Below are 25,764 nucleotides of genomic sequence, written 5' to 3' on the forward strand. Positions count from 1 at the left end.
AGGACTGCGACCTAAGGCAAGGGGGGGATTCCAACGGTGGCGAAGCTCGCCGCTGATGCAAACCAGAATGTGCTGTTGCCACCGCGACATACCCCGCTTAAGAGTACTGCTATCGGTAGAGCCGAAGGCTTGATATAAACCTCAACATTTTACTGTGACACAGCCAAAAAAAAGCCCGCCGATAATCATCAGCGGGCGAGATTGAATAAAATCAACAATCTAATAAGGGAAGTTAAGCAAAGAACCAGGGAACGCAGTCAAGGTGCTCAATCTCAATCGCGTCGGATATGTCTGACGAATCAGTGTGCTCCGATAATGCAATGCATTGTAGGGATGGACGGTCGGCCTAACAACCAAGAAAAACTACCTACCAATCATTACTTTTTCTAATCTACTGATGGGTGTTTCTGCTGTCGCTAGTGGTTGCATTTGGCTAGCTTAACTCAAGCTGTACAGCATTCGACACAATATCTGCAAATTACATAGTGATACATAAATCCATACAAAAATTGTTATGAAGCTGCAATGCATAAGCAGTCATTTGCCTTGCGTAATTGATCCGGCCATCGCTACACTTGTGCACTGTTTAATAGCATTGTGTCGAAAAATAATAATCCATAGGGAGAAGTGGATGAATATCATAAAAGCCTCTATTGCGGCGGTGACGGTTTCGTTGCTGTGTGCCTGCCAACAAAGCGCAAATGTAACTCAGTATGAGTTGCATCCCCCGGTTTCTCAGCAAGAGCCTCTGGTTGAACAACTCCATGGAGTGGCCGTTACCGATCCCTACCGGTACTTGGAGCAGCTCGATAGTGCCAAGACCAACCAATGGGTTAACGCACAGCGACAATACGGTGATAATTATCTCGCCCAGATCCCCAATCGCGATGTTGTTGAGCAACGGATCTCTGAACTGTGGGATTACGCCAGTAGCCAAGCGCCGTTTTTTCATAATGGTCGCGAGTTCTTTTTCGCCAATAACGGTCTGCAAAGCCAGAACGTTTTATATATGAAGGCCAGCGAGGGCGCGCAAGCCCAAGTGGTGATTGATCCCAATACGTTCTCTAGTGACGGCACCATTGCCCTGACTGATGTTTCAGTGAGTCCTGATGGCAAAACTCTTGCCTACGGCACTTCGGTTTCAGGCTCTGACTGGCAAACGTGGCAATTTATCGATATTGATAGCGGTCAATCCCGTGGTGATAAGCTTAAATGGCTTAAGTTTACTGGCGCTACTTGGGCTAAGGATGGCAGTGGCGTTTGGTATGCTCGTTATGATGAGCCTAAAGATGGCAATAAGATGGAGCAGGTCAACTATGACCAGAAGCTCTATTTCCATACCTTGGGGCAAAGCCAACAACAAGATCGTTTGGTGTACCAACGTCCAGATCAGAAGGAATGGGGCTTCAGTGTCGATCTGACAGAAAGCGGTAATCAGCTTATTATTTATGCTTCACAAGGCACAGATCCGCGCCGTCGGGTATTCATTCAGGATCTAACGACCTTAAAGGTATCGCCGTTGTTGCCTGAGCTTGAGGCTGCCTATGATTATTTGGGCGAACGCGACGATCGTTTGCTGTTTTTTACCGATTACCAAGCGCCTAAGGGCCGGATCGTCGCAATTGATCCGAACGCCCCAGCAAAAGCCAATTGGGACGAGGTAATCGCTGAGACTCAACAACCAATCTCCGACATGGCACTGGTTAACGAACGCTTGGTGTTGGTGAGTTTAAAAGATGTGCTGGCGGACATGAATGTCTACCGTCTTGACGGTACTTTGGAAACGCATTTGCAATTACCGGCAGCGGGTCGCGTTCGTCACTTAAAGGGAAAGCGCAACTCGAGCTCGCTATTCTTTGAGTTTAATAGTTACATCCATCCTACTGGCGTGTACCGCTATGATTTCGACGGCAAAGGTATTCAAACATACAACTTGCCAGAGGTCGCTTTTAATCCAGGTGACTATCAAACCGAACAGGTGTTTTATAGCAGCAAAGACGGTACCCGAGTACCGATGTTGATCTCCTACAAGAAAGGCTTAAAGAAGGACGGCAGCAACCCAACGCTGCTGTATGCCTACGGCGGCTTTAACATCAATATTACCCCTCGTTTTTCACCGGCGAACATTGCCTGGATGGATCTGGGCGGTGTTTATGCGGTGCCAAACATTCGTGGTGGCTCTGAGTATGGCGAAGAGTGGCATCAAGCTGGGATGCTGGAGCACAAACAAAATGTGTTTGATGATTACTATGCTGCGGCAGAGTACTTGATTGATCAGGGTTACACCACTTCGACCTCGCTCGGTGCTTATGGTCGTTCCAATGGCGGTTTATTGATGGGCGCCGCCCTGACTCAACGGCCCGATCTATTTGCTGCGGTATTACCGGCAGTAGGGGTGCTCGATATGCTCCGTTTCCATAAATTCACCATCGGCTGGGCATGGGTATCGGAATACGGCAGTGCCGATTCAGCGAAGCAGTTTGAATATCTCTATAAGTACTCGCCATACCACAATCTTAAGGTTCAAGATTATCCGGCGACAATGGTGATGACCGCCGATCATGATGACCGAGTGGTGCCAAGTCATAGCTTTAAGTTCACCGCCATGATGCAACAGTTACAGCGTGGTGATGCGCCAGTAATTGCCCGAATTGAGCATAACGCTGGCCACGGAGCTGGTAAGCCGACCGCCATGAAAATTGCCGAATATCGCGACATTTTTGCCTTCTTAATGACCAACTTCGAGAAAGATTTACCAAGTAAAATCTAACGCTTAGCGTTAACTCGCTGGCAGTTTATATGCGCCACTAATTTTGCTTTTAGAAAAGGTGGCGTATTTTTATTTGGGCTTGGATCAAAAATGCACCGGAGCGGCATTGATTGTCGTATTTGTGGCCAATATCAACCACGTTTGCCCCTCCCAGCACTGCGCTTGGTCGGGTATAGTAGTAGGATTGACTATTTACTGGCGGCGTATCGGTGAGCAATCCAATTTTTTCTTGGCCAATTCGAGTCTATTACTCAGATACCGATGCCGGCGGTGTGGTTTATCATGGCAGCTATTTGAACTTTTTCGAACACGCACGGACTGAAATGCTACGAAGTGTGGGTTATCAACAATCCCACGATAATAGCCAGAGTTGGATGTTTGTGGTTGCAGATTTGTCGATTAAGTATCGTAAACCAGCCAAGTTAAATCAAAGCTTAGTGGTGGTAACTGAGATAACCCAAGCTCGTGGCGTAAGCCTCGAATTTACTCAAACACTGATTGATGACGCTAACACCGAGTATTGCCAAACGGTAGTAACGGTAGTTTGCGTTGATTGCCAACATTTTCGGCCATGCCGGATCCCCCAACCCATTCGCAAGGAGTTAATGCGTGCACGCTGAAATCTCGTTTATTGGATTATTTTTGCAAGCCAGTGTGCTGGTAAAGCTGGTGATGTTGCTGCTGTTAGCGTTGTCGATTGCCGCCTGGGCGGTAATTTTCCAGCGTCAGCGGGTGCTAAAACACGCCGAATTGATTGCCAAACGATTTGAAGACCGGTTCTGGTCTGGGGTTGATCTTAACCAGTTATATAAAGAGTTGTCTGCTCGTGGCGAACGTAACAGCGGTATGGAGCTGATGTTTACTAATGGCTTTCGGGAATATATCCGTCTGAGCAAAAGTGCGACCCACGCTGATGCCGTAATGGACGGCAGTTACCGAGCGATGCGAGTGGCGCTTAGCCGCGAAGTCGACAAACTCGAAATGAATCTACCTCTGCTAGCAACCGTCGGTTCGACCAGCCCATACATCGGCCTGTTTGGTACCGTATGGGGGATCATGAACTCATTTATTGCGTTAGGTGAGGTTAAGAATGCCACCCTCACCATGGTTGCCCCTGGTATTGCTGAAGCATTGATTGCAACGGCTATGGGTTTGTTTGCCGCGATCCCAGCGGTGATCTTTTATAACCGTTTGAGCACTAAGGTAGAAAAGCTGGAAAACAGCTACGCTAACTTTATGGATGAATTCTCAGCGATTCTGCACCGCCAAGCCCATAGCAAAACGGAGCGCGCCCAGTAATGCAGTATCAGCCACGGAAACGGCGCCGTAAGGTCGCCGAAATTAACGTGGTGCCCTACATCGACGTGATGTTGGTACTGCTGATCATCTTTATGGCTACCGCTACTGCCATTACCCAAGGCGTGAGTGTCGATCTTCCGCAAGCGGAAGCTGAACCGATGTCCACTGATAGCAAGCCGCCACTAGTTGCTTCGGTCACTCTTGAGGGGGAGTACTTTCTGGACAATGGCTCTGTCGACGAAGGCATGCCGTTGCAGCTAGACGAATTGGCAGCGTTGGTGGCCGCTGAATTGCAAGTACACCCAGATCGACCAGTTGTTGTTAATGGTGACCGCCAGGTTGCTTACGATCAGATCATTCAGTTGATGGTGTCGTTGCAAAGTGCTGGTGTGCCATCGGTTGGGTTAATGACGGAGCCAGGCGATGAATAAAGATAAAGCCGCGCTTGGTCTGCCAATTACTGGAGCCATCTTCCTGCACATCGGTGTGGTGGCGCTGTTGATGTTCAGTGTTGATTTCTCCCATCAGCCAAAGCCACAACCAAGCTCAGCAACGGCAGCGCCAATCGTTAAAGCGACCATGGTAGATCAAGCCAAAGTGCAAGCTCAGGTAGAACGGATTAAAAAGCAGGAACAAGCTCAGCGAGCTGCGGAGAACAAGCGTCAGCAGGAACTTGAGCGTCAATTGGCGGAAGCAAAACGCAAAAATAAAGCTGAGCAAGAGAACTTAAAGCAGCTGGAGCAAAAGAAGAAGCGGCAACAAGCTGAGGTTAAGAAGGCTGAAGAAGCAGCTAAGCAAGCCAAGTTGAAAAAGGACGCCGAAGAGAAGAAAGCGAAGCAAGCGGCAGAGCAGCGACGTAAAGAGGAACAAGCGCAAAAAGCCGCAGAGCAAAAACGCAAAGATGCCGAAGCGCTAGCGCGCAAACAGGAAGCCGATCGTAAGGCCAAAGAGCAAGCCGCCGCTGCGGAGCGTAAACGTAAAGCTGAAGAGGAAGCAGCGCGCAAAGCCAAAGAGGCCGCGCGCCTGGCGGCGGAAGCGGAACTGGCGGCGCAGATGGCCGCTGAGCAAACTGAGCTGAATCAGGCGCGGCAGCAGCAGGTGTTAACGGAAGTACAGCGTTATTCCATCTTGATACGGCAAGCGATTAAGCGAAACCTACGCTCAGATCCAAACACCATTGGTAAAGAGTGTCAGGTGCGACTGAGCTTGGCCCCTGATGGGTTTGTGTTTAGCTCGAAGGTATTAGGTGGAGACGCTAATCTTTGCCGTGCCACAGAAGCCGCCATTCGCGCCGCTGGTAACCTGCCAGTATCGCCAGAAGCGGATGTATACGAACAGATGAAAGAGATTAACTTGCGCATCGCGCTAGAACAGTAAGGATATGATAACTATGCGAAACCCCTTAGTAACAGCTGCATTTGCGCTGTGGGCAGCCGTTAGCACTAGCTCTGCGTGGGCCGCTTTGGATATCGTCATTACCGAAGGGGTAAATGCCGCACGTCCGGTTGCAGTTGTCCCTTTTGTATATCAAGGCACCTCGCCACTGCCAAGCCAAGTGGGTGATGTGGTTAGCTCTGATCTGCACCGCAGTGGATCCTTTAACCCGCTGCCGCTGTCAGAACTGCCACAAACCGGGGTCGGCAGTGAAGATCAGATGACCCTTGATGATTGGGTTGCAACCGGAGCGGAAGCTGCGGTAGTAGGCACCATTACTGAAATTGGCCCTGATCAGTTTGAAGTTGCGTTTGATTTAGTGGATCTATTGCGTGCTCAAGCAAAACAAGAAACGACTGCGGGACCTGAGCTAACTAAGGCTCACATTCTGGAAAGCCGCAAGACGGTGATCCCTGCGGCGCAGTTTCGTCGCTTTGGCCACCGTATTTCCGACATTGTTTATGAAGCGCTTACCGGTAATAAAGGGGCATTCTTAACCAAGATTGCCTACGTCACGGTGGCGGATGCAGGTAGCAAGAACCGCTATCAATTGCGGGTTGCTGATTACGATGGTTATAACGAAATTATGTTGCTTGGCTCCAGTGAACCGCTGATGTCGCCATCTTGGTCACCGGACGGCCGAAAGTTAGCTTATGTTTCCTTTGAAAATCGTCGCTCCGAAATCTACGTACAGGATCTTTATAGCCGCCAACGCGAGCGGGTAACCTCGTTCCCAGGCATTAATGGCTCACCGCAATGGTCACCAGACGGCAAGTCGCTGGCAGTAACGCTGTCGAAAGATGGCAGCACTGAGATCTATATCTTGGATTTGGCCACTAGAGATTTGAAGCGAGTAACCAACCATTACTCCATCGATACCGAGCCATCTTGGGCCCCAGATGGCCAGTCATTGGTATTTACCAGTGAGCGTGGCGGTCGACCGCAGATCTATCGGGTCTACCCAGCGACCGGTAAGGTCAAGCGAATCACCTTTAAAGGGGAATGGAATTTAGGCGGTTCGATTACGCCTGATGGCCGTAACTTGGTGATGGTCAACCGCACCAACGGCAAATATAACATTGCTCGAATGGATCTAAGCAGTGGCCAGATCGATGTACTGACGGAAACCTATTTGGATGAATCTCCAAGTGTGGCACCAAACGGCAGCATGATCATTTATGGCACCAGTCATAACGGTCGCCAAGTGTTGGCGGCAGTTTCAATGGACGGACGATTCAAAGCACGGTTACCGATGCAAGTCGGGCACGTTAAAGCACCCGCATGGTCACCGTTCTTATAATTTTTAGTAAAAATATAAAAGGATTCATAGAGATGAAACTTAACCAAATCTTGAAGGGAATGTTGATTGTTATCCCTGCATTGGCAATGACCGCATGTAGCTCAACCTCAGGCGTTGATGCTGAATCAGAAACCGCAATCAATGAATCTGCGGGCAATGGCGGTGTGAATGGTTCTGGGCCAGAGTTGGGTGGCATCAATGCACCAATGACTCCAGAAGAGATTCAACGTGAAAAATACGCTGAACTTCGTCAAGAGCATATCCTTTACTTCGATTACGATCGCAGTGATATCCGCCCTGAGTTCGCGCAGATGTTGGAAGCCCATGCAGCGTTCTTGGTTGAGAACCAATCGACTCGGGTGATTGTTGAAGGCCATGCTGACGAGCGTGGTACGCCAGAATACAACATCGCTCTGTCGGAGCGTCGTGGTAAAGCGGTACAACGTTACTTGCAGAGCCTCGGTGTGCTTTCCAGCCAGATGGAAGTAGTTCCTTATGGCGAAGAGAAACTGTTGGATAGCGCCGCAACCGATGCCGCTCATGCCAAGAACCGTCGTGCCGTTTTGGTGTACTAATCGGAAACTAGCCTAATGAAAAGAGCCGTGATTGTTGCGGCACTGCTCAGCTGGGGGACGCAGTCGATGGCTGCGTCTGTTCCAGTTGTCGAGGTGTCTAATGGAGCCACATCAGCAGTTGCTGCTGGTGATCTTAATAGTCGAGTTGCTCGGCTTGAACAACTGCTGCGTAGCAATGGCCAATCTCAACTGCGTTTAGAGCAGATGGTTGATCAGATGCAGCGAGAAATTGGCGAGTTGCGTGGTATCACTGAAACGCAAAGCTACCAGATTGAACAGATGCTGGAGCGTCAACGTCAGCTTTATCAGCAACTGGCTAAAGTAAAGAGTACACCTGCTAAGGCTGTTGCTACTCAAGCGTCGGCAACCTCAGCATCGACCACTACGGTGTCGTTGTCTGAAGCGGACAGTTACACCGCAGCATTAAACCTAGCGACCAAAGAGCGTCGCTTCGATGATGCTATTCCAGCGTTCCGTGACTTTATCAAGCAATATCCAAAGTCGAACTACACACCTAATGCCTATTATTGGCTCGGACAGCTGTTATATAACAAAGGTGAGATGGCGGAAGCCGCTAAGATGTTTGCTAGCGTTGCTAATCAGTTTCCAAATTCAGGAAAACGGGCTGATTCGATGTTGAAGCAAGGACTTATTGCGGATCGGCAGGGCGATCGAACGGCTGCCAACGGCTATTTTTCAAAATTGATTGAACAATACCCAGGTAGTAGCGCAGCTAAAATGGCGCAGAAACACATTAAGTAAAAGTCAGTTAGCGCTTCTTTGGGCAGATTGTTTTTGTTTTTTGTTCATTTAGGCGCTTTTGTGGGCAGGCGGCACGGATATATGATTTTCCTATTGCAAGCCAAAACGAACTTGGTATTATAGCCGCCCGTCAGCAGGGGAGGCCGTAAACGCCGACACCGCAGACAGTTAGATGGGTCGTTAGCTCAGTTGGTAGAGCAGTTGGCTTTTAACCAATTGGTCGAAGGTTCGAATCCTTCACGACCCACCATCTTCCTTACTTTCGTTACCAAAGACGGGAGTAGCGCTACGGCGCAGAAGAACACAATTTGGGTCGTTAGCTCAGTTGGTAGAGCAGTTGGCTTTTAACCAATTGGTCGAAGGTTCGAATCCTTCACGACCCACCATCTTCCTTACTTTCGTTACCAAAGACGGGAGTAGCGCTGCGGCGCAGAAGAACACAATTTGGGTCGTTAGCTCAGTTGGTAGAGCAGTTGGCTTTTAACCAATTGGTCGAAGGTTCGAATCCTTCACGACCCACCATCTTCCTTACTTTCGTTACCAAAGACGGGAGTAGCGCTACGGCGCAGAAGAACACAATTTGGGTCGTTAGCTCAGTTGGTAGAGCAGTTGGCTTTTAACCAATTGGTCGAAGGTTCGAATCCTTCACGACCCACCATCTTCCTTACTTTCGTTACCAAAGACGGGAGTAGCGCTACGGCGCAGAAGAACACAATTTGGGTCGTTAGCTCAGTTGGTAGAGCAGTTGGCTTTTAACCAATTGGTCGAAGGTTCGAATCCTTCACGACCCACCATCTTCCTTACTTTCGTTACCAAAGACGGGAGTAGCGCTGCGGCGCAGAAGAACACAATTTGGGTCGTTAGCTCAGTTGGTAGAGCAGTTGGCTTTTAACCAATTGGTCGAAGGTTCGAATCCTTCACGACCCACCATCTTCCTTACTTTCGTTACCAAAGACGGGAGTAGCGCTACGGCGCAGAAGAACACAATTTGGGTCGTTAGCTCAGTTGGTAGAGCAGTTGGCTTTTAACCAATTGGTCGAAGGTTCGAATCCTTCACGACCCACCATCTTCCTTACTTTCGTTACCAAAGACGGGAGTAGCGCTACGGCGCAGAAGAACACAATTTGGGTCGTTAGCTCAGTTGGTAGAGCAGTTGGCTTTTAACCAATTGGTCGAAGGTTCGAATCCTTCACGACCCACCATCTTCCTTACTTTCGTTACCAAAGACGGGAGTAGCGCTACGGCGCAGAAGAACACAATTTGGGTCGTTAGCTCAGTTGGTAGAGCAGTTGGCTTTTAACCAATTGGTCGAAGGTTCGAATCCTTCACGACCCACCATCTTCCTTACTTTCGTTACCAAAGACGGGAGTGGCGCTGCGGCGCAGAAGAACACAATTTGGGTCGTTAGCTCAGTTGGTAGAGCAGTTGGCTTTTAACCAATTGGTCGAAGGTTCGAATCCTTCACGACCCACCATCTTCCTTACTTTCGTTACCAAAGACGGGAGTAGCGCTACGGCGCAGAAGAACACAATTTGGGTCGTTAGCTCAGTTGGTAGAGCAGTTGGCTTTTAACCAATTGGTCGAAGGTTCGAATCCTTCACGACCCACCATCTCTTCTTGTAATACCTCGTTTAATCCCCCTAAAAATCATTACGGTTATCAAAACTGCCATGTTGCTGATAGCGACTGTCATCGCTAACGTCTGCGCAATGTCGGTATTTAGCATCATCAAAGCGGTTGCTAACACCAGCAAGCTGTAAAGCGATAACATCACTTCAGTACTTACCTGATCTTTTGCACGCATTATCGTGGCAGTGACGTCGATAAATAGAATTGGTATCGCGCTGAGGCAGAGGATAGCCATCAATGAAGCAGCATCATGCCAACGTTGACCAAAGAGCAATTCGATATACAGGGGCGCAAGTAACGCTTGAACCATAAATATCACCGAGATCGCTGCGGCAATAAGGTAGGCCTTGTTGATGCTTGCAGGCAAAGCGTTGTGGCGCTGTTGTTGGGTCAAGTAGGGGTAGAGGCTGCTTAGGTAACTGTTGCTTAACGACTGTGATAAGCCTACGCCGGCGCTTTTGGCAAAGCTGTATAGGCCGAATAGATCTGGGGATAGGATCTTTGCAGCAAAGAGGGTATCTATCTGTAATCTTAGCGTTTTGGTTAACTCACTGGTGAGGATCTTACTGGAGTAGCCAAGCAGTTGGCGCATACAATTACGATTGAACGTAGCGGGGTAGTGGGCAACGCGTGCCCACGCAAAAAGAACAACCCACGCGAGTGCTGCAGCCACTTTAGCGTAGGCAACGGCCATTACGCCTAAGCCACAGATCACCAACAACGCCGTACCTAGATTCTCAATAATGATTGTGATTGCCGTTGCCATAGCAAAGTAACGCATGTTGTTGTCTCGTTGGAGCAAGAACACCCGAATGGTTACCAATGGGTAGAGCAGATTGCACAGCGCCATCAGTTGCAGCGGTAGCACCAGCTGCGGGTTTTGATAGTAGTTGGCGGCCATCTCAGCGGTAAATAATTGCACTACGGTAAGGCTAATGCATACCGCCCACTGCAATGTGACAGCATTACCTGCAAATGCTGGCAGTTGTTGTGAGGTACATTGAATCACCTTGGCACCGGTGCCGATGCGGGTAAATACCCGCAGCAGATCATTGCAAACGATGGCGAGCATCGCCGTACCATATTGCACTGGAGTTAGGTAAGCCCCAAGACAAACAACGGTGACAAGGCGAGATAGTCGCGCTGCAACTTCAGCCAACAACATCCAAGATAGGTTACTAAATAGCCCCTTATGGCGAAATAGGGCAGCAAGTTGTTGCTGGGTCGCTTGTAGGGAGATCATTGCTGCTCCCACAAGCGTGATTTACTCGATGGCGCTGCTGAGTATGTGCTTTGATTGGTGGGACGACTAGGGTGGCTGAAACAGTCATAGTGGCGCTCAACACGGGTTACCAGCTGGTCGATTTCAACTTGCAATGACTGCGGTTTAGTTCGAGCTAGCCGATGCGCTATTCGTGTCCAAACTTTAACTAGAAAGCAGCCATAGTGGTATAGCCGAAAGCGGAGTCTATCGGTAAGGTTGGCGCGGTGAAGATGGTATAGCGGCCCACGACTGTAGTGACGAATGTAGTCGTCTAAATCAGCGCTAGTGTTGTTGTTCCAGCGTTTATCGATAAAACAGACGAACGGCTGTTGGTGGGCAAAATAGATAAGATGGCCGTTTTCTCCCCAGCCGACATCATCAGCCGGTGGCAAGGGCATGTGAGCATGGCGCAAGGCTTGTTGAAAGTAGTCGATAACACAACGGCTATTGTTGACAATAAGCACCCCTGAATTGAGACGTCCACTAAAGCCTTTAGCGACATAAAGGTACTTATCTGGGCGCTGTAGTTGGCAAAGATCAGGGGTATCAGCTCCGATATATGCATCGGCATCAACATACATCACCCAGCGGTAGCCCCGTTGCAGCGCCTTTATCATCAGCGCGACTTTAAGCCACACCGCCTCTTTGCCTAAATGTGATAAGCGTGGCTGCTGGACGCATTGGTAATGGTAGCCGTGGCCATCAGCGTATTGCTGATGGCTGGCAAGATTACGCCGATACAGTTGCTGGTAACCATTCACTGCGATGCTGAATACCAATACGTTATTGCTTGTTGCTGTCCCTGTCATAGCTGCTCCTATTGGCAAATGATTATGCGCGAGTGCCTATGGTGCCAATCGCCAATTTTTGTAATGAGCTGTAGGATTTTTGCGGCAACAACGAACACAGAGTGGCTGCATATGTCACTAAAGTTCGCGCTGGCTCCTGGGTGAGAATGCGCACATCGGTGAGTAATGCTCGATGCATCCAGCGCAGTGCTTCAACTGAGTTGCCTGATTGTGCGGCTCGGCGTGCCAGATAGCGCTGTTGATATGACTTAGCCAGTGAGAACCATTGACCAAAAAAGGCCGGGTGGTTGGCGCGGTTCTTCTGCATGCCGTCACACCAAAAGTTGTACTGCTTTACTAAGTTGGCTGATAAACCGGATGCGTTGACGCGGTAACAGGTTAGGGGTTCAGCAATGCCTTCAAACTGGGCATTCATGTCTAAGGCTGAGCGCAGCCAGAATTCAATATCTTCAGACTGACGCAAACTTTCATCAAAGTACTCAGTTCGAATTGGTGCAGAGCTGTAAGCTGGTTCTTGAAACCGTTGTAAAAAGGCGTGCCGTAACACCGCTGCGGAGCCATTACCAACTGGGTTACGGCAGATAATATGTTCAGCTTCGATGTTGCGTAGTCTCGGATTTTGGCCTATGCCCATCGGCTTACCCTTGCTATCGACAAACTCCGAAGCTGAGTAGCTGATGTCGATAAGTGGGTTTTGGGTTAGGTGACGAAAGTGTTTCGCCAGCTTGGTGGGAAGCCAAAAATCATCTGCATCCAATAACGCCACAAATTCACCTCGACTGTGGTTTATGCCGGTGTTGCGGGCGGCCGAGAGTCCTGCATTCGGTTGGTGAATAATGTGGATGCGAGGGTCGCGGTACTGCTCTACTAACTCAATGGAGTTGTCGAGACTGCCGTCGTTAACGCAAATAACTTCGAAATCGGTAAATGTTTGTTTGAGTACCGAATCAAGACACTGCTCAATATAAGCTGCGACATTGTAGATTGGAATTACTACCGAAAAGGCTGGGCGTGGTTCTGTTTTCATCACATTTACCTCGAATTTCAGAAAGTCGAAGTAACTAAAGCAATCTAAGTGCCAATATTTAAGTTGTTGATTTATAACTATTTAATTTTTATTTTTTGATTTTGTTAACCGAACTTTCTATTCTGCATTGCGATATGCGATATGCGATATGCGATATGCGATATGCGATATGCGATATGCGATATAGAAAGGCTGTGTCACAGTTAGCTGTTGAAGTTTATCTTAAGCCTTCGGCTTCACCGGTTGCGGTGCTTTTAGGGGACGATGTTGCGGTGGCGACGGCATATTCTTGTATGCATTTTTGTATGCATTTTTGTGTGCATTCTTGTGTGCATTAGGGGGGGGAGCTTCGCCCCCCCTTTGGAATCCCCCTTGCCTTAGGTCGCAGTCCAAAACGCTTCGCTGAACTGCTCCGATGCGGCAGAAGATCAACGACGGCAGTGCTTTACCCTTGTATCAACACTCGCCAAGTCGGTGCTTTAACAGTATTGGAAACAACACTTAGTTGGTACACAGCCAAAATTATTTAGGGCGTCTAAAGGCAGTAACAGCAACCTAATAGGTTAGTTCTCCCACGCTTGCATCTTGCGATATAGAGTTGACGGGCTCACTTCCAGATAACCGGCAGCCTTAACCACCTTGTCATCACATATAGAAATCGCCTGCTGGATTGCGGCTTTTTCGACTTCCGCCAGAGGAACAATATGCTGTGGCAACATAGGCTCATTGCACGGTGGTGAAGCTTGGTGTTCAACGGTGCTGATAGCAGTGCGTGGCTTGCTATGTAACAGGGGTTCAGCTTCAGTATCACTGAGCGACAAGGCGTTAATTAAATCGCTATTATCCAACAGCGATTCGGTCGCCATAACCACACAGCTATAGATACAGTTTTCCAATTGACGCACGTTACCGGGCCATGGGTATTGAGATATCAACAGTTCGGCCTGCTGTGACAGCCCAACGACGTCTTTATTTTCAAGTTGCGCGTAATGGTGGACAAAGTGCTGTGCTAGCAGTACCGGATCAGCATCGCGGTCGCTAAGAGCCGGTAGGTTTAGGCTGATTACGTTCAAACGGTAGTACAGATCCTCACGCAGCTTATTATCTTTAATAGCGACGAGCGGGTCGCGATTGGTCGCGCAGATAAAACGGATACTAACCGTTTCCATCGTGCTGCTACCCACCTTTTGAAAGGTGCCAGTTTGGATAAATCGCAACAACTTAGCTTGCAGGCCGATATCCATCTCTGAAAGTTCATCCAGAAACAGTGTGCCACCGTCTGCTAGTGTTGCCGCGCCATCGCGATGGCTTATCGCCCCAGAGAACGCACCTTTGACATGACCAAAGATCTCCGATTCGATCAACTCATTAGGAATAGCGGCACAGTTAAGGGTTAAGAATGGTTTGCTGGCCCGTTGACTTAAATCGTGAATCGCTTTAGCTGCTAACTCCTTACCAGTACCACTCGCTCCGGTGATGAATACCGATGCCGAGCTCGGTGCTGCCCGCTCGATGGCACTATAGATGAATTGCATCGGTACAGAGCGACCGATAAACCCCTGAAATTGCTCTTTGTTGGTTAATTGATATTGCGCGAGCGTTCGGCGTAACAGCGCGCGTTCAGCAATCAGTTGTTGGGTGTATATTGCTTGCTCAAGGGTTAGGATTAGCTGCTCATCGTCCCACGGTTTATTGATGTAGCTCCAGATCCGGCCCTCGTTTACCGCTGCCATCACCATATCGCTGTCACTGTGGCCAGACAACACGATACGGATAGACTCCGGGTAAAAATCTGCTACTGATGCCAGTAGCTCGGCGCCGTTCATCTCCGGCATTCGCATATCTGACACAATCACATCGATGTTGTTTTGCGCCATTAATTGCAGTGCTTCAGCACCGCTAGTAGCGAATAGACACTGGGCATCAAGTTTACGCACTAAACGTTTGAGCGAAGACAAAATCTCCCGTTCATCATCTACAAACAGTACTGTGGCGGTACTTATCTTATCGCCGTTATACATAAGGCCCACTCCTATGGGAAAACACGCTATTGATGCTGCAGTGGTCTGTCGAGTATGGGTAAACAGATAGTAAAGGTGGTGCCTTGATCCGTTTGCGTCGTTACATCGATATTACCGCGGTGTTTCTTGATGATTGCATGGGCAATGGACAGCCCTAAGCCAGTGCCGCTATCGCTGTCTTTGGTGGTAAAAAATGGGTCAAAAATCTTACTGAGATGATGTTCGCTTATCCCACAACCGTTGTCGCTAACCCGCAGTTCAATGAGGTTATCGTTGCAGCTCGTGGTTACGGTGATGGTGCCAGTATCGTCAATTGCATGGGTGGCATTAACCAACAGGTTGAGAACTACCTGACTTATCTCTCCGGGATAACCAACGGTATCTGGAACCTCCGACAATGACACATCTAGTTTGGCCTTGTACTTAATCTCGTTCCAAACCAGCTTAATGGTGTTTTTGATGCAATCGTTGATATTGAACGGTTCACTTTGGTCACTGGGTGGGCGGGCGAATGACTTTAGCCCCTTAACGATGTCTTCAATTCGGGTAATGCCAGACAGCGACTCCGACATCAGATCGTCAAGATCCTCAAGCAAATGCGCCATATCCAACTCACTCCTCATTTGCTCGATGTGACTATTAAGGCCCGGCGGCAGTTGCTGCTCTGATAGCTGTGCAAAGGCTTGTTCATAACACTCGAGCATCAGTTTAAAGTTTGCGGTGTAACGTCCAAGCGAATTGAGATTACTTTTTACAAATGCGAGCGGGTTGTTGATTTCGTGTGCAACCCCAGCGGATAGCTGTCCTATTGAGGCCAATTTTTCTTTATGGACCAACTGCGCCTTGTGAGCTTTGAGGTTGTTGTACGCTTCAACCAACGATTGATTTTTGTCGTACAGCTCTCGTGACTTAGTCTCAAGGATATCTTCAGCCTTAGCTCGTGCTTTCTTTTGTCTTTCGTAGGCGGCTTTATAGTTTACGGCACTATTCATTGGCAACGCCGTGGGGTGGTTGCGGGCTATTTATACGCAGTAATATCAGGCATTCGTCGGCGCCGTGGTGCATGCACTGTTGGTGCTCTATGGTGCAATCAACCTTGTAGTGTAAGGCGGCACCAGCGATCAATCCCTCTGCCAATACACACAGCTTGCGCGGTGAGTTGTAGAGCATAAGCAGTTCATCGTTGTTGTTGTTGCTGCACTGGATTTTAGGCAGGTGTGCGTTGGTGTAAAGCTTGTTTACCTCTTTATGGATGGTGCCATCGATGCTTTTAATGAAGCTAAAGAAAGTCTCTTCTTGGGCGGTAAACTGAGGGTATTTATCATTGAGTGACTTGAATAACGAACGGCCGAAGGCCTCAACCAGGCTAGCGACTTCAATACCACTGATCTCCGACAACGCTTGCACCAGGTTAAACAGCTCTTCGTCGGGATAGCTTTCAACCGAGGTATAGACTCCGTCGGATTGCGGCTGCACCTTTTGTAATAATTGCTCCCACGTATCGATCCCCGCGGTGGACTCAATCATTTCATTAAACGCAATAAAAACAGCACCTTTCATGGTTAAACCTCTGATTACAAGCACACGTTTTTGAGCCTCGGCAACAATGCTCGCTTCTGGGCCCAGCCTGCTTGAGTATGAGAATCGTGGCTATCATCGTTTGCCAGTAGCGGTTGATGAGTTGTTAAATCTCAAATAAAGCGATTGTTATTGGTCATTGTTAGGCCAGCGATTTGCATTTTGCAAGGGTTAGCTAAAATGGAAAACTGGTGTGAACAGCAGGCAATGGTGACGATGAACGTCGATCTAGTGCTATCTAATGTTGTTGCGACTAGCGCATTCAGTTGAACGCGGTAGATGAGGAAAGGGGCAGTGTAATCAACTTTTTATCTAAAAAGCCCCCGAACCGTTTCGGGGGCTTTGCTCAATAACTTTGATTGTAGGCGGAAATCCAAAGGCTAGAAGTGATGACTTAGCGAGTCCTCGTTGATGTTAAGCAGCGCTTTGTTGTCAATGCCTAAGGTAGCAACCACCACCATCACCTTTTGTATCGTTGGGGTTAACTCAACAATGCGATCTATCACACCATTGTCGTTAGTCATGCCGATAAAAATCAGTTGGCTGTCCTCAGCGGTTAGATCTTCGACGGCTTCAATATTATTAGGCACGGCATACATCTTAATGATGGTGTCTGTTAGTGGTTCGCCTAAGGCATCATTAGCACTTAAGAACACATTGACCTGACGGGTAAGATCGAAATTAAAGTCCGGAGCAGCGTATAGCTCGCTTGAACTTTCTGCCTCGTTTGTCAATCGTTCGCTGTCAGGCTCATAGCTATTATCCGGTTCTGGTGTGGTTGGATCTTCTGCCGGTGGTGGTGTCGTTGGCGGCGCAGTTACCGGTGGTGTTGTTACGCCGGCGTCCACTTCGCTTGGATCTGAGCCCGATCCACCGCCTCCACCACAAGCACTAAGCAGCAGTATGCTGGCACCGATAAGCACGTGATAGCGAGTAAAGTAATTGTTCATAATTGTTCTCCAAACTGACAAGGGGTCGACATCGGTGTTGGCTTAATAGAAATGGCTATCTAAATCGCTAGTGGTGAACCAGTTGGTTGCTTCACTGCCTGACGATTCCACCCATACCTCGTAATCCGGGTAGGCCCAAATTACATCGATATATTCTTGTGGGTAGCGCCATTTTGTTGGGATCTTTAACGCCCATGGCAGGTTGTCGCTGTTGCGGAAATAGCGTGCGCTGGCTACGTCAGAGGTGTCATCTTTACGGCCAAGTTGGCTGTAATCGAACAGATCCGTTGGTGGGTAGTCGGCGAAGTGGATCTCACGGCCGCGGTAATCACGACGGAACAGGAAGAAGTCGAAGCTTGAATGGGGCAGGGCGTCGATGGTTTCGCTTAAGCGCACGTCCAGACTAAAGGGAACTGGGTCGAACTGGGTACAGCTCTTAACCGTATTAAAGTGTTGGCATTTACCCGGCTCGTTGGTTTGAGTAAAACGATGGCTGTCATTCCATAGGGTAATTACCGCATCGGTTTGATCCGCTTCGGTAGTTTTATCGAATGACTCCCCATTCACCTCTAACGCCGCACTGGCAATAGTGTCCGGCTCGATGCCCATCAATCGTAACGCAAAGCCGTTGTGAAAGTCGGCGCCACGGGCATCAATAAAGCCAGCCAGTTTAAACCCTGAGATGGCACCGTCAGCATTGTAGATGGTTTGTAGACGCTCTCGAATCACCAGATCATTCATATCGTAATCGCCGACGTTCGGCCAGTTGTCTTCGAACGCTAACGTTACCCAATCGGAGTCACTAGGGTAGTACGAGCTGAACGCCCGCTGGTAGTCGTTAGGGAACTGATCTTCGCTGTCGGCAATGCCATCGGCGTCGCTGTCATCAACGTCTGGCATAACCACGATATTACTGGTATCAATGGCGGTTTCAGGGGTGGTCTTTACCGAAAATACGGCATCGTTAAAATCGTTATCGCCCCAAGTACGAGGTAGATCCTCAAAACCAATAATTACCTCAGCCACCTCTTGATCGAACAGCAAGACATTGTGCTGTCTCAATTCGTCAGTGGGATCGGGATTTAAGTGTTTGAGTGAGTAGTAATAGGGAACTGGGTTGGATTTAACGCCGGTGTAGTAGGAAAAGCCATTGGCGGCGATGAAAAAACCGATGCTGGTTCCCGCCGGAAATACCCCCAAACTCACACGGTGACCATTAGCTAGGTGCGGGAACGACAGATTGGGAAAGGCGATGATCTCATCAATCTCGTCAGCAGTTTGCGGTGGATTATTTTTATCGAAGGTAAAGTAACCGAACGCATTCTTATAGCCAGCTCCTTCGTGAATAAAGGTGATGAATACCTCTGCTTCTTCAGTCAAGGTAACGTTGGATCCGTCGTCCGTCGTCATAAAGGCTTCGTTCACCCGCGCCTCGGGTAGCGCGTTGTTGATCCTAGCGAAGAACTCCGGCGAGTAGTCGTTGTAGTGCCACGCTAGAGTGTCCGGTTTACCGGTATTTTGGTTATAGCCAATGGGCCAGTTCTCTCCGCTAAGAAATTCCCAAACGTATTGATTGTTAACTTGGTTGGTCGCGCTTGTCGGCGCCGATAAGCCCATAGACATACAGGCAATTAAGCCCAAAGGTAACCCCAGCTTTTTATCCATAATAAAACTCCTGGCAAAGGTAAGTTGAACGCGTGATTGAACGTTGATGCAAACCAATGCGAAAACGATGCCAATAATTTGACTCTAAAAATAATCTTTATTAAACAGGTGCTTAATTGGGAGGTGGCGTTGTTTGTTGGTCTGTTCTAACCAGGGTTAGCCAGTACCATTTGCACTGTGCGAAACAAACTGCAAATGACTAGCATCGATTAGCTAAATGAGAATTGGCGTGACTCTTATTTGATGATGTTGGATTTTTGCACTGTGCGTACTCATATCGGCTAGCAAGCGTCCCTTGCCAATTTGCGAATAGTTCGAGTAATGGTTTTTGTTTTGCGAACATCAGCAAAGGCTCTCTCTCATCTGCCACATTAAATTTAGGTTAAGTGTTTGATTTTATTTAATTGATGTTATTGGCATGACGGTTGCTTTAGCTATAGCCAGAAGCAAAGGGGCTTGGAGCTTGGGGGATAAGATGGATAAGACTAAACGTTTATGGGCAGTATTAGCGGCAGCGATGGTGACGATGGGCTGTACCCAGCATCACGGTCTGCAAGACTCAGCCGTCCCCCACGACAACTTCTATGGCAACGCCTACCAGCAAGTTGCTGGAACCGGTGAGTTTATCCAGCACCAACAACCCGCTGACTCGTTGCGCTATGGCACCAAAGATTGCCGCGCCTACAGCAGTAATTTTGCTGCGGTTAATTACCGTGCCGATCAAATTATCAGTGATGGCGCTGAACATGTGCCTCTGTCACGACCAACCGATCCCCATTTCCATGGCACTGTGCCGCTTAGCCCCGGCGATCTAGTGTCGTTATCTATCGAAAATGGCGACGGCTTTAGTGGTAACTATGTCGTTAACACCAATGGTTTGCTGGTTGTGCCATACCTAGAGCCGATGATGGTATTTGGCCTACCAATTGAACTGGTGGCTGAGAAAATTGAGTTGGCTTTGGTACGAGCAGAGTTGTTCCGTCCAGCAACTGCACGGGTCGATCTGCGTTTATTACAGTGGTCAGACATTGAGGTAACGGTTTCTGGGGCGGTGTTTGAACCAGGCCGAGTGCGGATTAATCGCAACATCCCTGAACAGGTGCTCGAGCAACGGATTAACGCCTATGGCGATTACAGTGGCGATAGAATGTTGTCAGAAGCTCTGCGTGCAGCATCGGGGATCCGTCCAGACGCCAAACTCGACCAAGTTACCCTAATGCGCAGTGGTTGGCAGGTACAGCTTGATATGAGCGGGGTAATGACTGGTACCTCTTCCCGTGATATCGCCTTGGTCGCGGGGGACCGAATCGTTGTGCCAAGCACCGGTTGTTTTCAACCCCATCTGGTTCGACCGACCCAAATTACCCCTAAAGGGTTGCGAGTATTTATGTCCAACCTGATTGACTCAGCTGCAAATAACTCCAGTGCCGCAGTAGGGCGTTTTAGCAGCAACATGCCTTACGGTAGTCGCTTATTGCAAGCGGCTGTATCAGCCAACTGCATCGGTGGCAAACAGTGGACCAACGCGCCACGTAAAGTACTCCTCGCCGGGCACAACCCGCTTACCGGACAGGTTCAGGTGATTGAACGCTCGGTCGAACAATTAATGCGCCAGCCTCACATTGCCGCGGTGAATCCCTACCTTATGCCCAATGACGCGGTGGCTTGCTATGACTCGGATCTAACCAACCTCCGTGACATTGCCCGCAGTTTGGTTGACGTTATTTCACCGTTCAAATTACTGTAGGGATATACCGATATGTCGATGACCTATCCAATAGCAGTAAGAACCCGAGCAGACTCCCGCCGGGCGGCGCTGTACCAGTTTTGTCGCAGTCGTTATGTGCTGGTTGCTGGCTTAGGCTACGCCCTAGTGGTAATTCTGGTGACCATCTATCTGTTGCAAGCGCCACGTTTCCACAGTGACATGGCGTTAGTGCTACCTGGCTCAGGCTCCAGCAGCAATTTCAGCCTTGAGGATGTTGGTCAGGCCAGCGCCCAAACTAAGTCGCCCTTTAGTGGCGGTGGCTTCAACCCTAGGGTCAATTACAAAGAGATCTTAACCAGCCGCGACGTGATTCGACGAGCTGCAAATAACATCGGTTTAGATGAGACTCAATTTGGAGACCCACGAGTCACCTTAACTGAACAAACATCGATTTTGGCCATTACCGTCGCTGGCTCATCAGCGCTTGGTGCGGAAGATAAAGCGTGGAGCTTATACCAATCGTTCCAGCAACAACTTGATAATCTCCGTAGTGACGAAGTGTTGCGCCACAGTCAGGGGGTTGAGCGAGTATTAACTGAGTATGAGGCCCAGCTGGCAGAGAAGCGCCGCGCTGTGGTTGAGTTTCAGCAACGTTCGTTATTGGTATCGTCGGCACAGATGGAGCAAACCATACGCACCTTAACCGAGCTTAAAGAGAAGCGGTTGTACGCGGAGTCGGAGCTCACTAGTCGTGAAAATTTCGTCCGTCAATTGAGTCTTGATTTAGGTGTATCGCCGGCGCTAGCAGGGCAAGCTTTTGCCCTTAATACCGACACTCAATTTCGTGGCTACATGCGTGAGCTAGATGACAGTTCGGCGCTTATCACTCGTTTCTCCTCACACTGGGGCGAAAACCACCCAAAGGTTAAAGCCGAGCAGCAGCGTTTAGCTTTTGCTCGCACCGCGCTCTTTCAACGCAGCGCCTCATTGATTGGCGAGCCAACTGCAGAGTTACTGCACACTATGGATTTGAGCGTTAGCCCTGGGCGAGCACAGCTGTTTGCCGATTTAGTTGATGCTTATGCGCGCGCACAAGGGGATCAAGCCAAAATTGAATCGATGGTGTTGGCGCAACAACAACTGCAGGACCGCTTAAAGGTGTATGCGCGGGAGTCCGCAGAGCTCGAACGTTTGCAACGACAAGCCCGACTGGCTGAAGCGGTTTATACCTCCGCTGCTGCCCGTCTGGAAGCGGGCCAGGCTAATATATTTGCCTCTTACCCGGTTGTGCAGATGCTTACTCCACCGGCAGTACCAACCAAACAACGTAGCCCCAACCCAGTTATCGCCATTGCGGCTGCGCTGTTTGGATTCATTTTGATAACCGTAGGAGTGCTGATCGCATGGCAACGCCACTACTTAATCAAACAACTGTTGAAGAGAAGCTGATCTGGTATGGGCTGGTGCTCAGTTATCCGATGTATGTGCTTGGGGCGTTGTATGTCTGGGGCAGTGTTTTGGGTTGGTTGATGTTAGCGCTGGTGATATTGCGCTGCTGGGTCGATGGGCGCGCTGATTATGGCCCAGTTCCCCTAATCGTATGGTTATGGGTTACCGCGATGGCGTTGATGCTAGTAGCGTTAATTGTGGCTCATATTGATTGGCAGTTGGGTTTAGCTAAAACCATCAAATCGACCATCGGTTGGGCCAAAGGCTGGGCATTGTTGGCGCTGTTTCTGTTGTTGGGGGCAGTGTTGCCATTTCGGTTAGCTCTGCTTACTCGCGGCACCTGCATCGTTGCAGCTCAGTCGATCATATTGGCGTTGATCTCGTTAGTTGCAGTGGCTTTGGGCTGGTCGGGAGAGATCTACCTGTCGCCGCTCAAAGCGATTGGTGGCCCCGGTTATGAGTTTTTTACGGTGCGGTGGTTTGCGTTAAACCTAGAGACTGGGTTGCCGCGGTGGAGCTTCTTCGCACCATGGGCTCCTGCTGCCGGCTTGATGAGCTGCATCTGCTTGGTTATCTGTTGGCAAGAGCAGAACCCTCGCTGGCGGGCATTGGGTATTATCGGCACGGCGGTGATGTGTCTATTGTGTCAGTCGCGAGCCGGTTGGGTGTTGTTTGCTGGATTGATTCCGTTACTGGTGTTGTTTGGGCGCGCTATTAGCCCGTCGATGTTGTTGGTGGCTGCTATTGCCACAGTCGTAATGATGCTATCGAGCCAGTGGCTGTTCGAGCATGGCAATGATGCTTATCAGCATATTAAAGATAGCCGACCAGACTCGACCCGGGTGCGAAGCGCTCTGGCCGATATTGCGCTGCAGCGGTGGCAAGCTGAAGCGCCGATTTGGGGCCATGGAATCGTTGAGCGTGGCCCTAAAATGGTTGAGTACATGCCCATTGGCACTCATCACAGTTGGTATGGCTTGCTGTTTGTTAAAGGAGCAGTGGGTGCCTTAGCGTTAGCATTGCCGCTAGCCATTACGGTTATTTATCTGCTCGTTGATGCGTTTCGCTCTGCTGTCTCGCGTACCGCGCTGTTGTTGGCACTGACTTTGGTTGGCTACAGCTTCTTTGAAAATCTAGAGATTTTGGTTTATCTGTTTTGGCCTGCGTTACTTTGGATAGGCGCAGCGCTGAACCCCCTTAAAACCAACGCATTGCAAAAGGTGGCGTACTAATGATGACTCGATTTGATACCTGCATCGCCGGTTACTACGGCATGAAAAACAGTGGTGACGATGCACTGCTTGCGGCCACCGCTTGGGGCGCGCAAACCTATCTGCATGCACGTCAATTAACGGTTACCACTCAAGCGGATGTGCGAGTGAATCAGAAATTAACCTTTGCTGCTACCTTAGCAACGGCACAGCGCTTTCGTGCGCAGCACCGGTTGCAACGTTATGCCCAAGCGATACAAGCTCAACGGGTTATTTTTGGCGGCGGTTCGGTATTCCACAATGAGCAAGACATCAACGTTAAGCGCCATATGATGATGATCGCTGGCAACAACAACCACCTTGCATTGGGGGTTGGCTTAGGACCCTTTGCTAATGTTGCCGCTGAAAAAGCTTGTGCCAAATTCCTTAATAGTTGCTCGTTTGTCGGTCTGCGCGACCAGCAAAGCTATCAGATGGCAACCGCATTGGCTCCTGCGGCTAACGTCAAGCTAACCTTTGATCTGGCGCCACTGCTGCTGTGCAATGCCGATGCGTCTATTGCCATGCCTCAACGTCAGCATCGAGCTGGTATCGCAGTATGTTTATGCCCGAAAGAGCGGCTTAGTGGCAACCCGCAGGCTGAACAGCGTCGTATCGAGCGCTTGGCACAAGCTTTAACTGCGGTTCATAATCTCAGCGGCGAAACCATCTATCTGGTTAATCTCAACGGCCATCCATCTTTGGGTGATCGTCAGGTACATTTGCAGCTACAGCAATGTTTAGGACCGCAGGTACCGGTACAAATGGTTGAATATAACGCCGATCCGCAGCAGGTATTACGATCGCTTGCGGCATTTAAGGTGGTTATCAGCATGCGCTTGCACGGCTCAATCTTGGCTTATTTAGCCGAGACCCCAGTGGTTTCACTGAACTATCACAGTAAATGCGAAGGTTGGTGTGACCAAGTTGGTATGGCGCCAGAGCTGCGCTTTAACGCGACTGACGTAGACCCAGCTCAGCTAACTAAGGTGATGCTGCAGGGGCTAGAGCACGGTTTTACTCAGAGCCAATTGTGTCGCGCCGAGGCAATCGCCGCTGCTAAACAAAATTGGAGCTGTAATTATGGTTAATCAACCGACTTTACCGCCGACCATTGCGGTGGTTATCCCACTCTTTAACAAGGCGCTGCACATTGCAGACACCTTAGCTTCAGTGTTTAACCAAACTCTCCAGCCAACTGAAATTATTGTTGTTGATGACGGTTCTACTGATGACGGCGCTGATATCGTCCGCCAGTATCAACGCGTGACCTTGGTGCAGCAACAAAATGCCGGCGTGTCAGCCGCGCGTAATACGGGTGTTGCTGCGGCCAGCAGTGATCTTATCGCCTTTATCGATGCCGATGACCGTTGGTTACCACAATTTTTGCAAGAGATAGTCATCTTAACGAAAGGTTTCCCGCAAGCGGGGGTATTTACCACTGGTTATCAATTCTGCATCAATAAACAGGAATATCGCCTGCCTAAGATCCGTTTCGGTGGGCGAGGAGGGCAGCAGTCACGACTACTTGACGATTACTTTGATATCGGCGCCCGTGGTGATCTTCCATTTACGATGTCGTCCATCGCTGTTCGGGCGGATGTTATGGCTCAACTAGGAGGTTTTCCACTGAACGAACCTATGGGGGAAGATCAAGAGCTGTTTTGTCGAGCGGCACTGTTTAGCAGTATCGCTTATAACCCTAAGGTACTGGCGAATTATCATTTAGATGCTTCTAACAGAGCTTGTCTGCAGCATATCCCCGCCAAGGAGTGTCCGTTTAGTGTTCGCCTACATCAGCTAACACAAACGCTTGAGTCTGAATCGTTGTGCAGTAGCATCGACAATTATCGCGCCGCTCATATTCTTCATCTGGCTTCGCTGCATGTTCGCAATAAGCAGGTGACGATAGCTAAAGACCTGTTACAGCAAAAGGTTGTCGATAGACTGTGGTTAAGAAAATGGTGGTGGTGGCTACGCTGTCAGCTGGTTGCGGTTCAGCATTAGGGGGTTAGAGCTCACCGTCTAATTTTTCTAATAAAATTGATAAAGTTAGCGTAAATTCTATATTTAGGGTTGACGCCGTGGGGGTTCACCCTCATAATGCGCGTCGTTCTAAGGGGTGCCGCAATATACGGTGCTTGGATGGTAACTCATCCGAACCAAACGGGTCGTTAGCTCAGTTGGTAGAGCAGTTGGCTTTTAACCAATTGGTCGAAGGTTCGAATCCTTCACGACCCACCAAATACAATTGTTGTGGCCTCGCCGCGACAA

The 25,764-nt window shown here is 49.3% G+C and carries 21 protein-coding genes and 12 tRNA genes; 25 read left to right on the forward strand and 8 right to left on the reverse strand.

Going from position 1 to position 25,764, the window contains the following annotated elements:
- The first annotated feature begins 631 nt into the window (after positions 1–631).
- The 19 genes from HER31_RS05370 to HER31_RS05460 all read left to right on the forward strand — a co-directional run bounded on the left by HER31_RS05370 (position 632) and on the right by HER31_RS05460 (position 9,750).
- Complete coding sequence (locus tag HER31_RS05370; protein WP_168659606.1) at positions 632–2,770, forward strand: prolyl oligopeptidase family serine peptidase; 2,139 nt, start codon at positions 632–634, stop codon at positions 2,768–2,770.
- Between the two features lie 209 nt (positions 2,771–2,979).
- On the forward strand, positions 2,980–3,390 hold the full coding sequence (gene ybgC, locus HER31_RS05375; protein WP_202983610.1) for a tol-pal system-associated acyl-CoA thioesterase: 411 nt from the start codon (positions 2,980–2,982) through the stop codon (positions 3,388–3,390).
- Complete coding sequence (gene tolQ / locus HER31_RS05380) at positions 3,380–4,069, forward strand: protein TolQ (RefSeq protein WP_168659607.1); 690 nt, start codon at positions 3,380–3,382, stop codon at positions 4,067–4,069. The genes ybgC and tolQ overlap by 11 nt, the downstream gene beginning before the upstream one ends.
- Positions 4,069–4,500 (forward strand): protein TolR, encoded by a 432-nt coding sequence (tolR, locus tag HER31_RS05385; RefSeq protein WP_168659608.1) that lies wholly within the window; start codon positions 4,069–4,071, stop codon positions 4,498–4,500. Before tolQ ends, tolR begins: the two co-directional genes overlap by 1 nt.
- On the forward strand, positions 4,493–5,446 hold the full coding sequence (gene tolA, locus HER31_RS05390) for a cell envelope integrity protein TolA (protein ID WP_168659609.1): 954 nt from the start codon (positions 4,493–4,495) through the stop codon (positions 5,444–5,446). Before tolR ends, tolA begins: the two co-directional genes overlap by 8 nt.
- A gap of 13 nt (positions 5,447–5,459) precedes the next feature.
- Positions 5,460–6,803 (forward strand): Tol-Pal system beta propeller repeat protein TolB, encoded by a 1,344-nt coding sequence (gene tolB, locus HER31_RS05395; protein WP_168659610.1) that lies wholly within the window; start codon positions 5,460–5,462, stop codon positions 6,801–6,803.
- A gap of 32 nt (positions 6,804–6,835) precedes the next feature.
- Positions 6,836–7,378, forward strand: coding sequence for a peptidoglycan-associated lipoprotein Pal (gene pal, locus HER31_RS05400; RefSeq protein ID WP_168659611.1), 543 nt, complete (start codon positions 6,836–6,838; stop codon positions 7,376–7,378).
- Between the two features lie 15 nt (positions 7,379–7,393).
- Positions 7,394–8,140 (forward strand): tol-pal system protein YbgF, encoded by a 747-nt coding sequence (ybgF, locus tag HER31_RS05405; protein ID WP_168659612.1) that lies wholly within the window; start codon positions 7,394–7,396, stop codon positions 8,138–8,140.
- Between the two features lie 174 nt (positions 8,141–8,314).
- Positions 8,315–8,390 (forward strand) — tRNA-Lys (locus HER31_RS05410).
- A gap of 60 nt (positions 8,391–8,450) precedes the next feature.
- Positions 8,451–8,526, forward strand: a tRNA-Lys gene (locus HER31_RS05415).
- 60 nt (positions 8,527–8,586) lie between these two features.
- Positions 8,587–8,662: transfer RNA gene (locus HER31_RS05420), tRNA-Lys, on the forward strand.
- Positions 8,663–8,722: 60 nt separating this feature from the next.
- Positions 8,723–8,798: transfer RNA gene (locus HER31_RS05425), tRNA-Lys, on the forward strand.
- A gap of 60 nt (positions 8,799–8,858) precedes the next feature.
- Positions 8,859–8,934, forward strand: a tRNA-Lys gene (locus tag HER31_RS05430).
- Between the two features lie 60 nt (positions 8,935–8,994).
- Positions 8,995–9,070: transfer RNA gene (locus HER31_RS05435), tRNA-Lys, on the forward strand.
- Positions 9,071–9,130: 60 nt separating this feature from the next.
- Positions 9,131–9,206: transfer RNA gene (locus HER31_RS05440), tRNA-Lys, on the forward strand.
- Positions 9,207–9,266: 60 nt separating this feature from the next.
- Positions 9,267–9,342: transfer RNA gene (locus HER31_RS05445), tRNA-Lys, on the forward strand.
- Positions 9,343–9,402: 60 nt separating this feature from the next.
- Positions 9,403–9,478: transfer RNA gene (locus HER31_RS05450), tRNA-Lys, on the forward strand.
- A gap of 60 nt (positions 9,479–9,538) precedes the next feature.
- Positions 9,539–9,614 (forward strand) — tRNA-Lys (locus HER31_RS05455).
- A gap of 60 nt (positions 9,615–9,674) precedes the next feature.
- Positions 9,675–9,750: transfer RNA gene (locus tag HER31_RS05460), tRNA-Lys, on the forward strand.
- Here the strand turns inward: HER31_RS05460 and HER31_RS05465 are convergent.
- From HER31_RS05465 to HER31_RS05500, 8 genes are all read right to left on the reverse strand, one after another.
- Complete coding sequence (locus tag HER31_RS05465; protein WP_168659613.1) at positions 9,738–11,012, reverse strand: oligosaccharide flippase family protein; 1,275 nt, start codon at positions 11,010–11,012, stop codon at positions 9,738–9,740. The two genes, HER31_RS05460 and HER31_RS05465, sit on opposite strands and share 13 nt — an antisense overlap.
- Positions 11,009–11,842, reverse strand: coding sequence for a hypothetical protein (locus HER31_RS05470; protein WP_168659614.1), 834 nt, complete (start codon positions 11,840–11,842; stop codon positions 11,009–11,011). The genes HER31_RS05465 and HER31_RS05470 overlap by 4 nt, the downstream gene beginning before the upstream one ends.
- A gap of 22 nt (positions 11,843–11,864) precedes the next feature.
- Entirely contained in the window at positions 11,865–12,869 is a 1,005-nt protein-coding gene (locus tag HER31_RS05475; RefSeq protein ID WP_168659615.1) for a glycosyltransferase family 2 protein, read from the reverse strand.
- Between the two features lie 563 nt (positions 12,870–13,432).
- Entirely contained in the window at positions 13,433–14,890 is a 1,458-nt protein-coding gene (locus HER31_RS05480) for a sigma-54-dependent transcriptional regulator (RefSeq protein ID WP_168659617.1), read from the reverse strand.
- Positions 14,891–14,916: 26 nt separating this feature from the next.
- Positions 14,917–15,882, reverse strand: coding sequence for a sensor histidine kinase (locus HER31_RS05485; protein ID WP_168659618.1), 966 nt, complete (start codon positions 15,880–15,882; stop codon positions 14,917–14,919).
- Complete coding sequence (locus HER31_RS05490; RefSeq protein WP_168659619.1) at positions 15,875–16,450, reverse strand: heme NO-binding domain-containing protein; 576 nt, start codon at positions 16,448–16,450, stop codon at positions 15,875–15,877. Before HER31_RS05490 ends, HER31_RS05485 begins: the two co-directional genes overlap by 8 nt.
- 398 nt (positions 16,451–16,848) lie before the next feature.
- A complete protein-coding gene (locus HER31_RS05495; RefSeq protein ID WP_168659621.1) occupies positions 16,849–17,418 on the reverse strand; it encodes a hypothetical protein in 570 nt (189 codons plus the stop codon).
- 42 nt (positions 17,419–17,460) lie between these two features.
- Positions 17,461–19,083, reverse strand: a complete 1,623-nt coding sequence (locus tag HER31_RS05500) for an LruC domain-containing protein (protein WP_238786896.1) — start codon at positions 19,081–19,083, stop codon at positions 17,461–17,463.
- A gap of 475 nt (positions 19,084–19,558) precedes the next feature.
- Between HER31_RS05500 and HER31_RS05505 the strand changes: the two genes are divergently transcribed.
- The 6 genes from HER31_RS05505 to HER31_RS05530 all read left to right on the forward strand — a co-directional run bounded on the left by HER31_RS05505 (position 19,559) and on the right by HER31_RS05530 (position 25,734).
- Positions 19,559–20,830 (forward strand): polysaccharide biosynthesis/export family protein, encoded by a 1,272-nt coding sequence (locus tag HER31_RS05505; protein WP_168659622.1) that lies wholly within the window; start codon positions 19,559–19,561, stop codon positions 20,828–20,830.
- A 12-nt stretch (positions 20,831–20,842) separates the two neighbouring features.
- Positions 20,843–22,240: a GumC family protein gene (locus HER31_RS05510; protein ID WP_168659623.1), complete on the forward strand. Its 1,398-nt coding sequence runs from the start codon at positions 20,843–20,845 to the stop codon at positions 22,238–22,240.
- Positions 22,195–23,472 (forward strand): O-antigen ligase domain-containing protein, encoded by a 1,278-nt coding sequence (locus HER31_RS05515; protein ID WP_168659624.1) that lies wholly within the window; start codon positions 22,195–22,197, stop codon positions 23,470–23,472. Before HER31_RS05510 ends, HER31_RS05515 begins: the two co-directional genes overlap by 46 nt.
- Positions 23,472–24,581 carry a polysaccharide pyruvyl transferase family protein gene (locus tag HER31_RS05520; protein WP_168659625.1) on the forward strand — a complete coding sequence of 370 codons (1,110 nt, stop codon included), beginning with the start codon at positions 23,472–23,474 and terminating at the stop codon, positions 24,579–24,581. The genes HER31_RS05515 and HER31_RS05520 overlap by 1 nt, the downstream gene beginning before the upstream one ends.
- The gene (locus HER31_RS05525) at positions 24,574–25,497 is read left to right on the forward strand and encodes a glycosyltransferase family 2 protein (RefSeq protein ID WP_168659626.1); all 924 of its coding nucleotides are present in this window, start codon (positions 24,574–24,576) and stop codon (positions 25,495–25,497) included. Before HER31_RS05520 ends, HER31_RS05525 begins: the two co-directional genes overlap by 8 nt.
- 161 nt (positions 25,498–25,658) lie before the next feature.
- Positions 25,659–25,734 (forward strand) — tRNA-Lys (locus HER31_RS05530).
- The last annotated feature ends 30 nt before the right edge of the window (positions 25,735–25,764 follow it).

The organism is Ferrimonas lipolytica, from assembly GCF_012295575.1.
Classification (GTDB): Bacteria; Pseudomonadota; Gammaproteobacteria; order Enterobacterales; family Shewanellaceae; genus Ferrimonas; species Ferrimonas lipolytica.

Coding starts and splice junctions, on each gene's coding strand:
- HER31_RS05370 (WP_168659606.1), top strand. CDS start 632: ATGAATATCATAAAAGCCTCTATTGCGGCGGTGACGGTTTCGTTGCTG.
- tolR (WP_168659608.1), top strand. CDS start 4,069: ATGCAGTATCAGCCACGGAAACGGCGCCGTAAGGTCGCCGAAATTAAC.
- tolA (WP_168659609.1), top strand. CDS start 4,493: ATGAATAAAGATAAAGCCGCGCTTGGTCTGCCAATTACTGGAGCCATC.
- tolB (WP_168659610.1), top strand. CDS start 5,460: ATGCGAAACCCCTTAGTAACAGCTGCATTTGCGCTGTGGGCAGCCGTT.
- pal (WP_168659611.1), top strand. CDS start 6,836: ATGAAACTTAACCAAATCTTGAAGGGAATGTTGATTGTTATCCCTGCA.
- ybgF (WP_168659612.1), top strand. CDS start 7,394: ATGAAAAGAGCCGTGATTGTTGCGGCACTGCTCAGCTGGGGGACGCAG.
- HER31_RS05465 (WP_168659613.1), bottom strand. CDS start 11,012: ATGATCTCCCTACAAGCGACCCAGCAACAACTTGCTGCCCTATTTCGC.
- HER31_RS05470 (WP_168659614.1), bottom strand. CDS start 11,842: ATGACAGGGACAGCAACAAGCAATAACGTATTGGTATTCAGCATCGCA.
- HER31_RS05475 (WP_168659615.1), bottom strand. CDS start 12,869: ATGAAAACAGAACCACGCCCAGCCTTTTCGGTAGTAATTCCAATCTAC.
- HER31_RS05480 (WP_168659617.1), bottom strand. CDS start 14,890: ATGTATAACGGCGATAAGATAAGTACCGCCACAGTACTGTTTGTAGAT.
- HER31_RS05485 (WP_168659618.1), bottom strand. CDS start 15,882: ATGAATAGTGCCGTAAACTATAAAGCCGCCTACGAAAGACAAAAGAAA.
- HER31_RS05490 (WP_168659619.1), bottom strand. CDS start 16,450: ATGAAAGGTGCTGTTTTTATTGCGTTTAATGAAATGATTGAGTCCACC.
- HER31_RS05495 (WP_168659621.1), bottom strand. CDS start 17,418: ATGAACAATTACTTTACTCGCTATCACGTGCTTATCGGTGCCAGCATA.
- HER31_RS05500 (WP_238786896.1), bottom strand. CDS start 19,083: ATGGATAAAAAGCTGGGGTTACCTTTGGGCTTAATTGCCTGTATGTCT.
- HER31_RS05505 (WP_168659622.1), top strand. CDS start 19,559: ATGGATAAGACTAAACGTTTATGGGCAGTATTAGCGGCAGCGATGGTG.
- HER31_RS05510 (WP_168659623.1), top strand. CDS start 20,843: ATGTCGATGACCTATCCAATAGCAGTAAGAACCCGAGCAGACTCCCGC.
- HER31_RS05515 (WP_168659624.1), top strand. CDS start 22,195: ATGGCAACGCCACTACTTAATCAAACAACTGTTGAAGAGAAGCTGATC.
- HER31_RS05520 (WP_168659625.1), top strand. CDS start 23,472: ATGATGACTCGATTTGATACCTGCATCGCCGGTTACTACGGCATGAAA.
- HER31_RS05525 (WP_168659626.1), top strand. CDS start 24,574: ATGGTTAATCAACCGACTTTACCGCCGACCATTGCGGTGGTTATCCCA.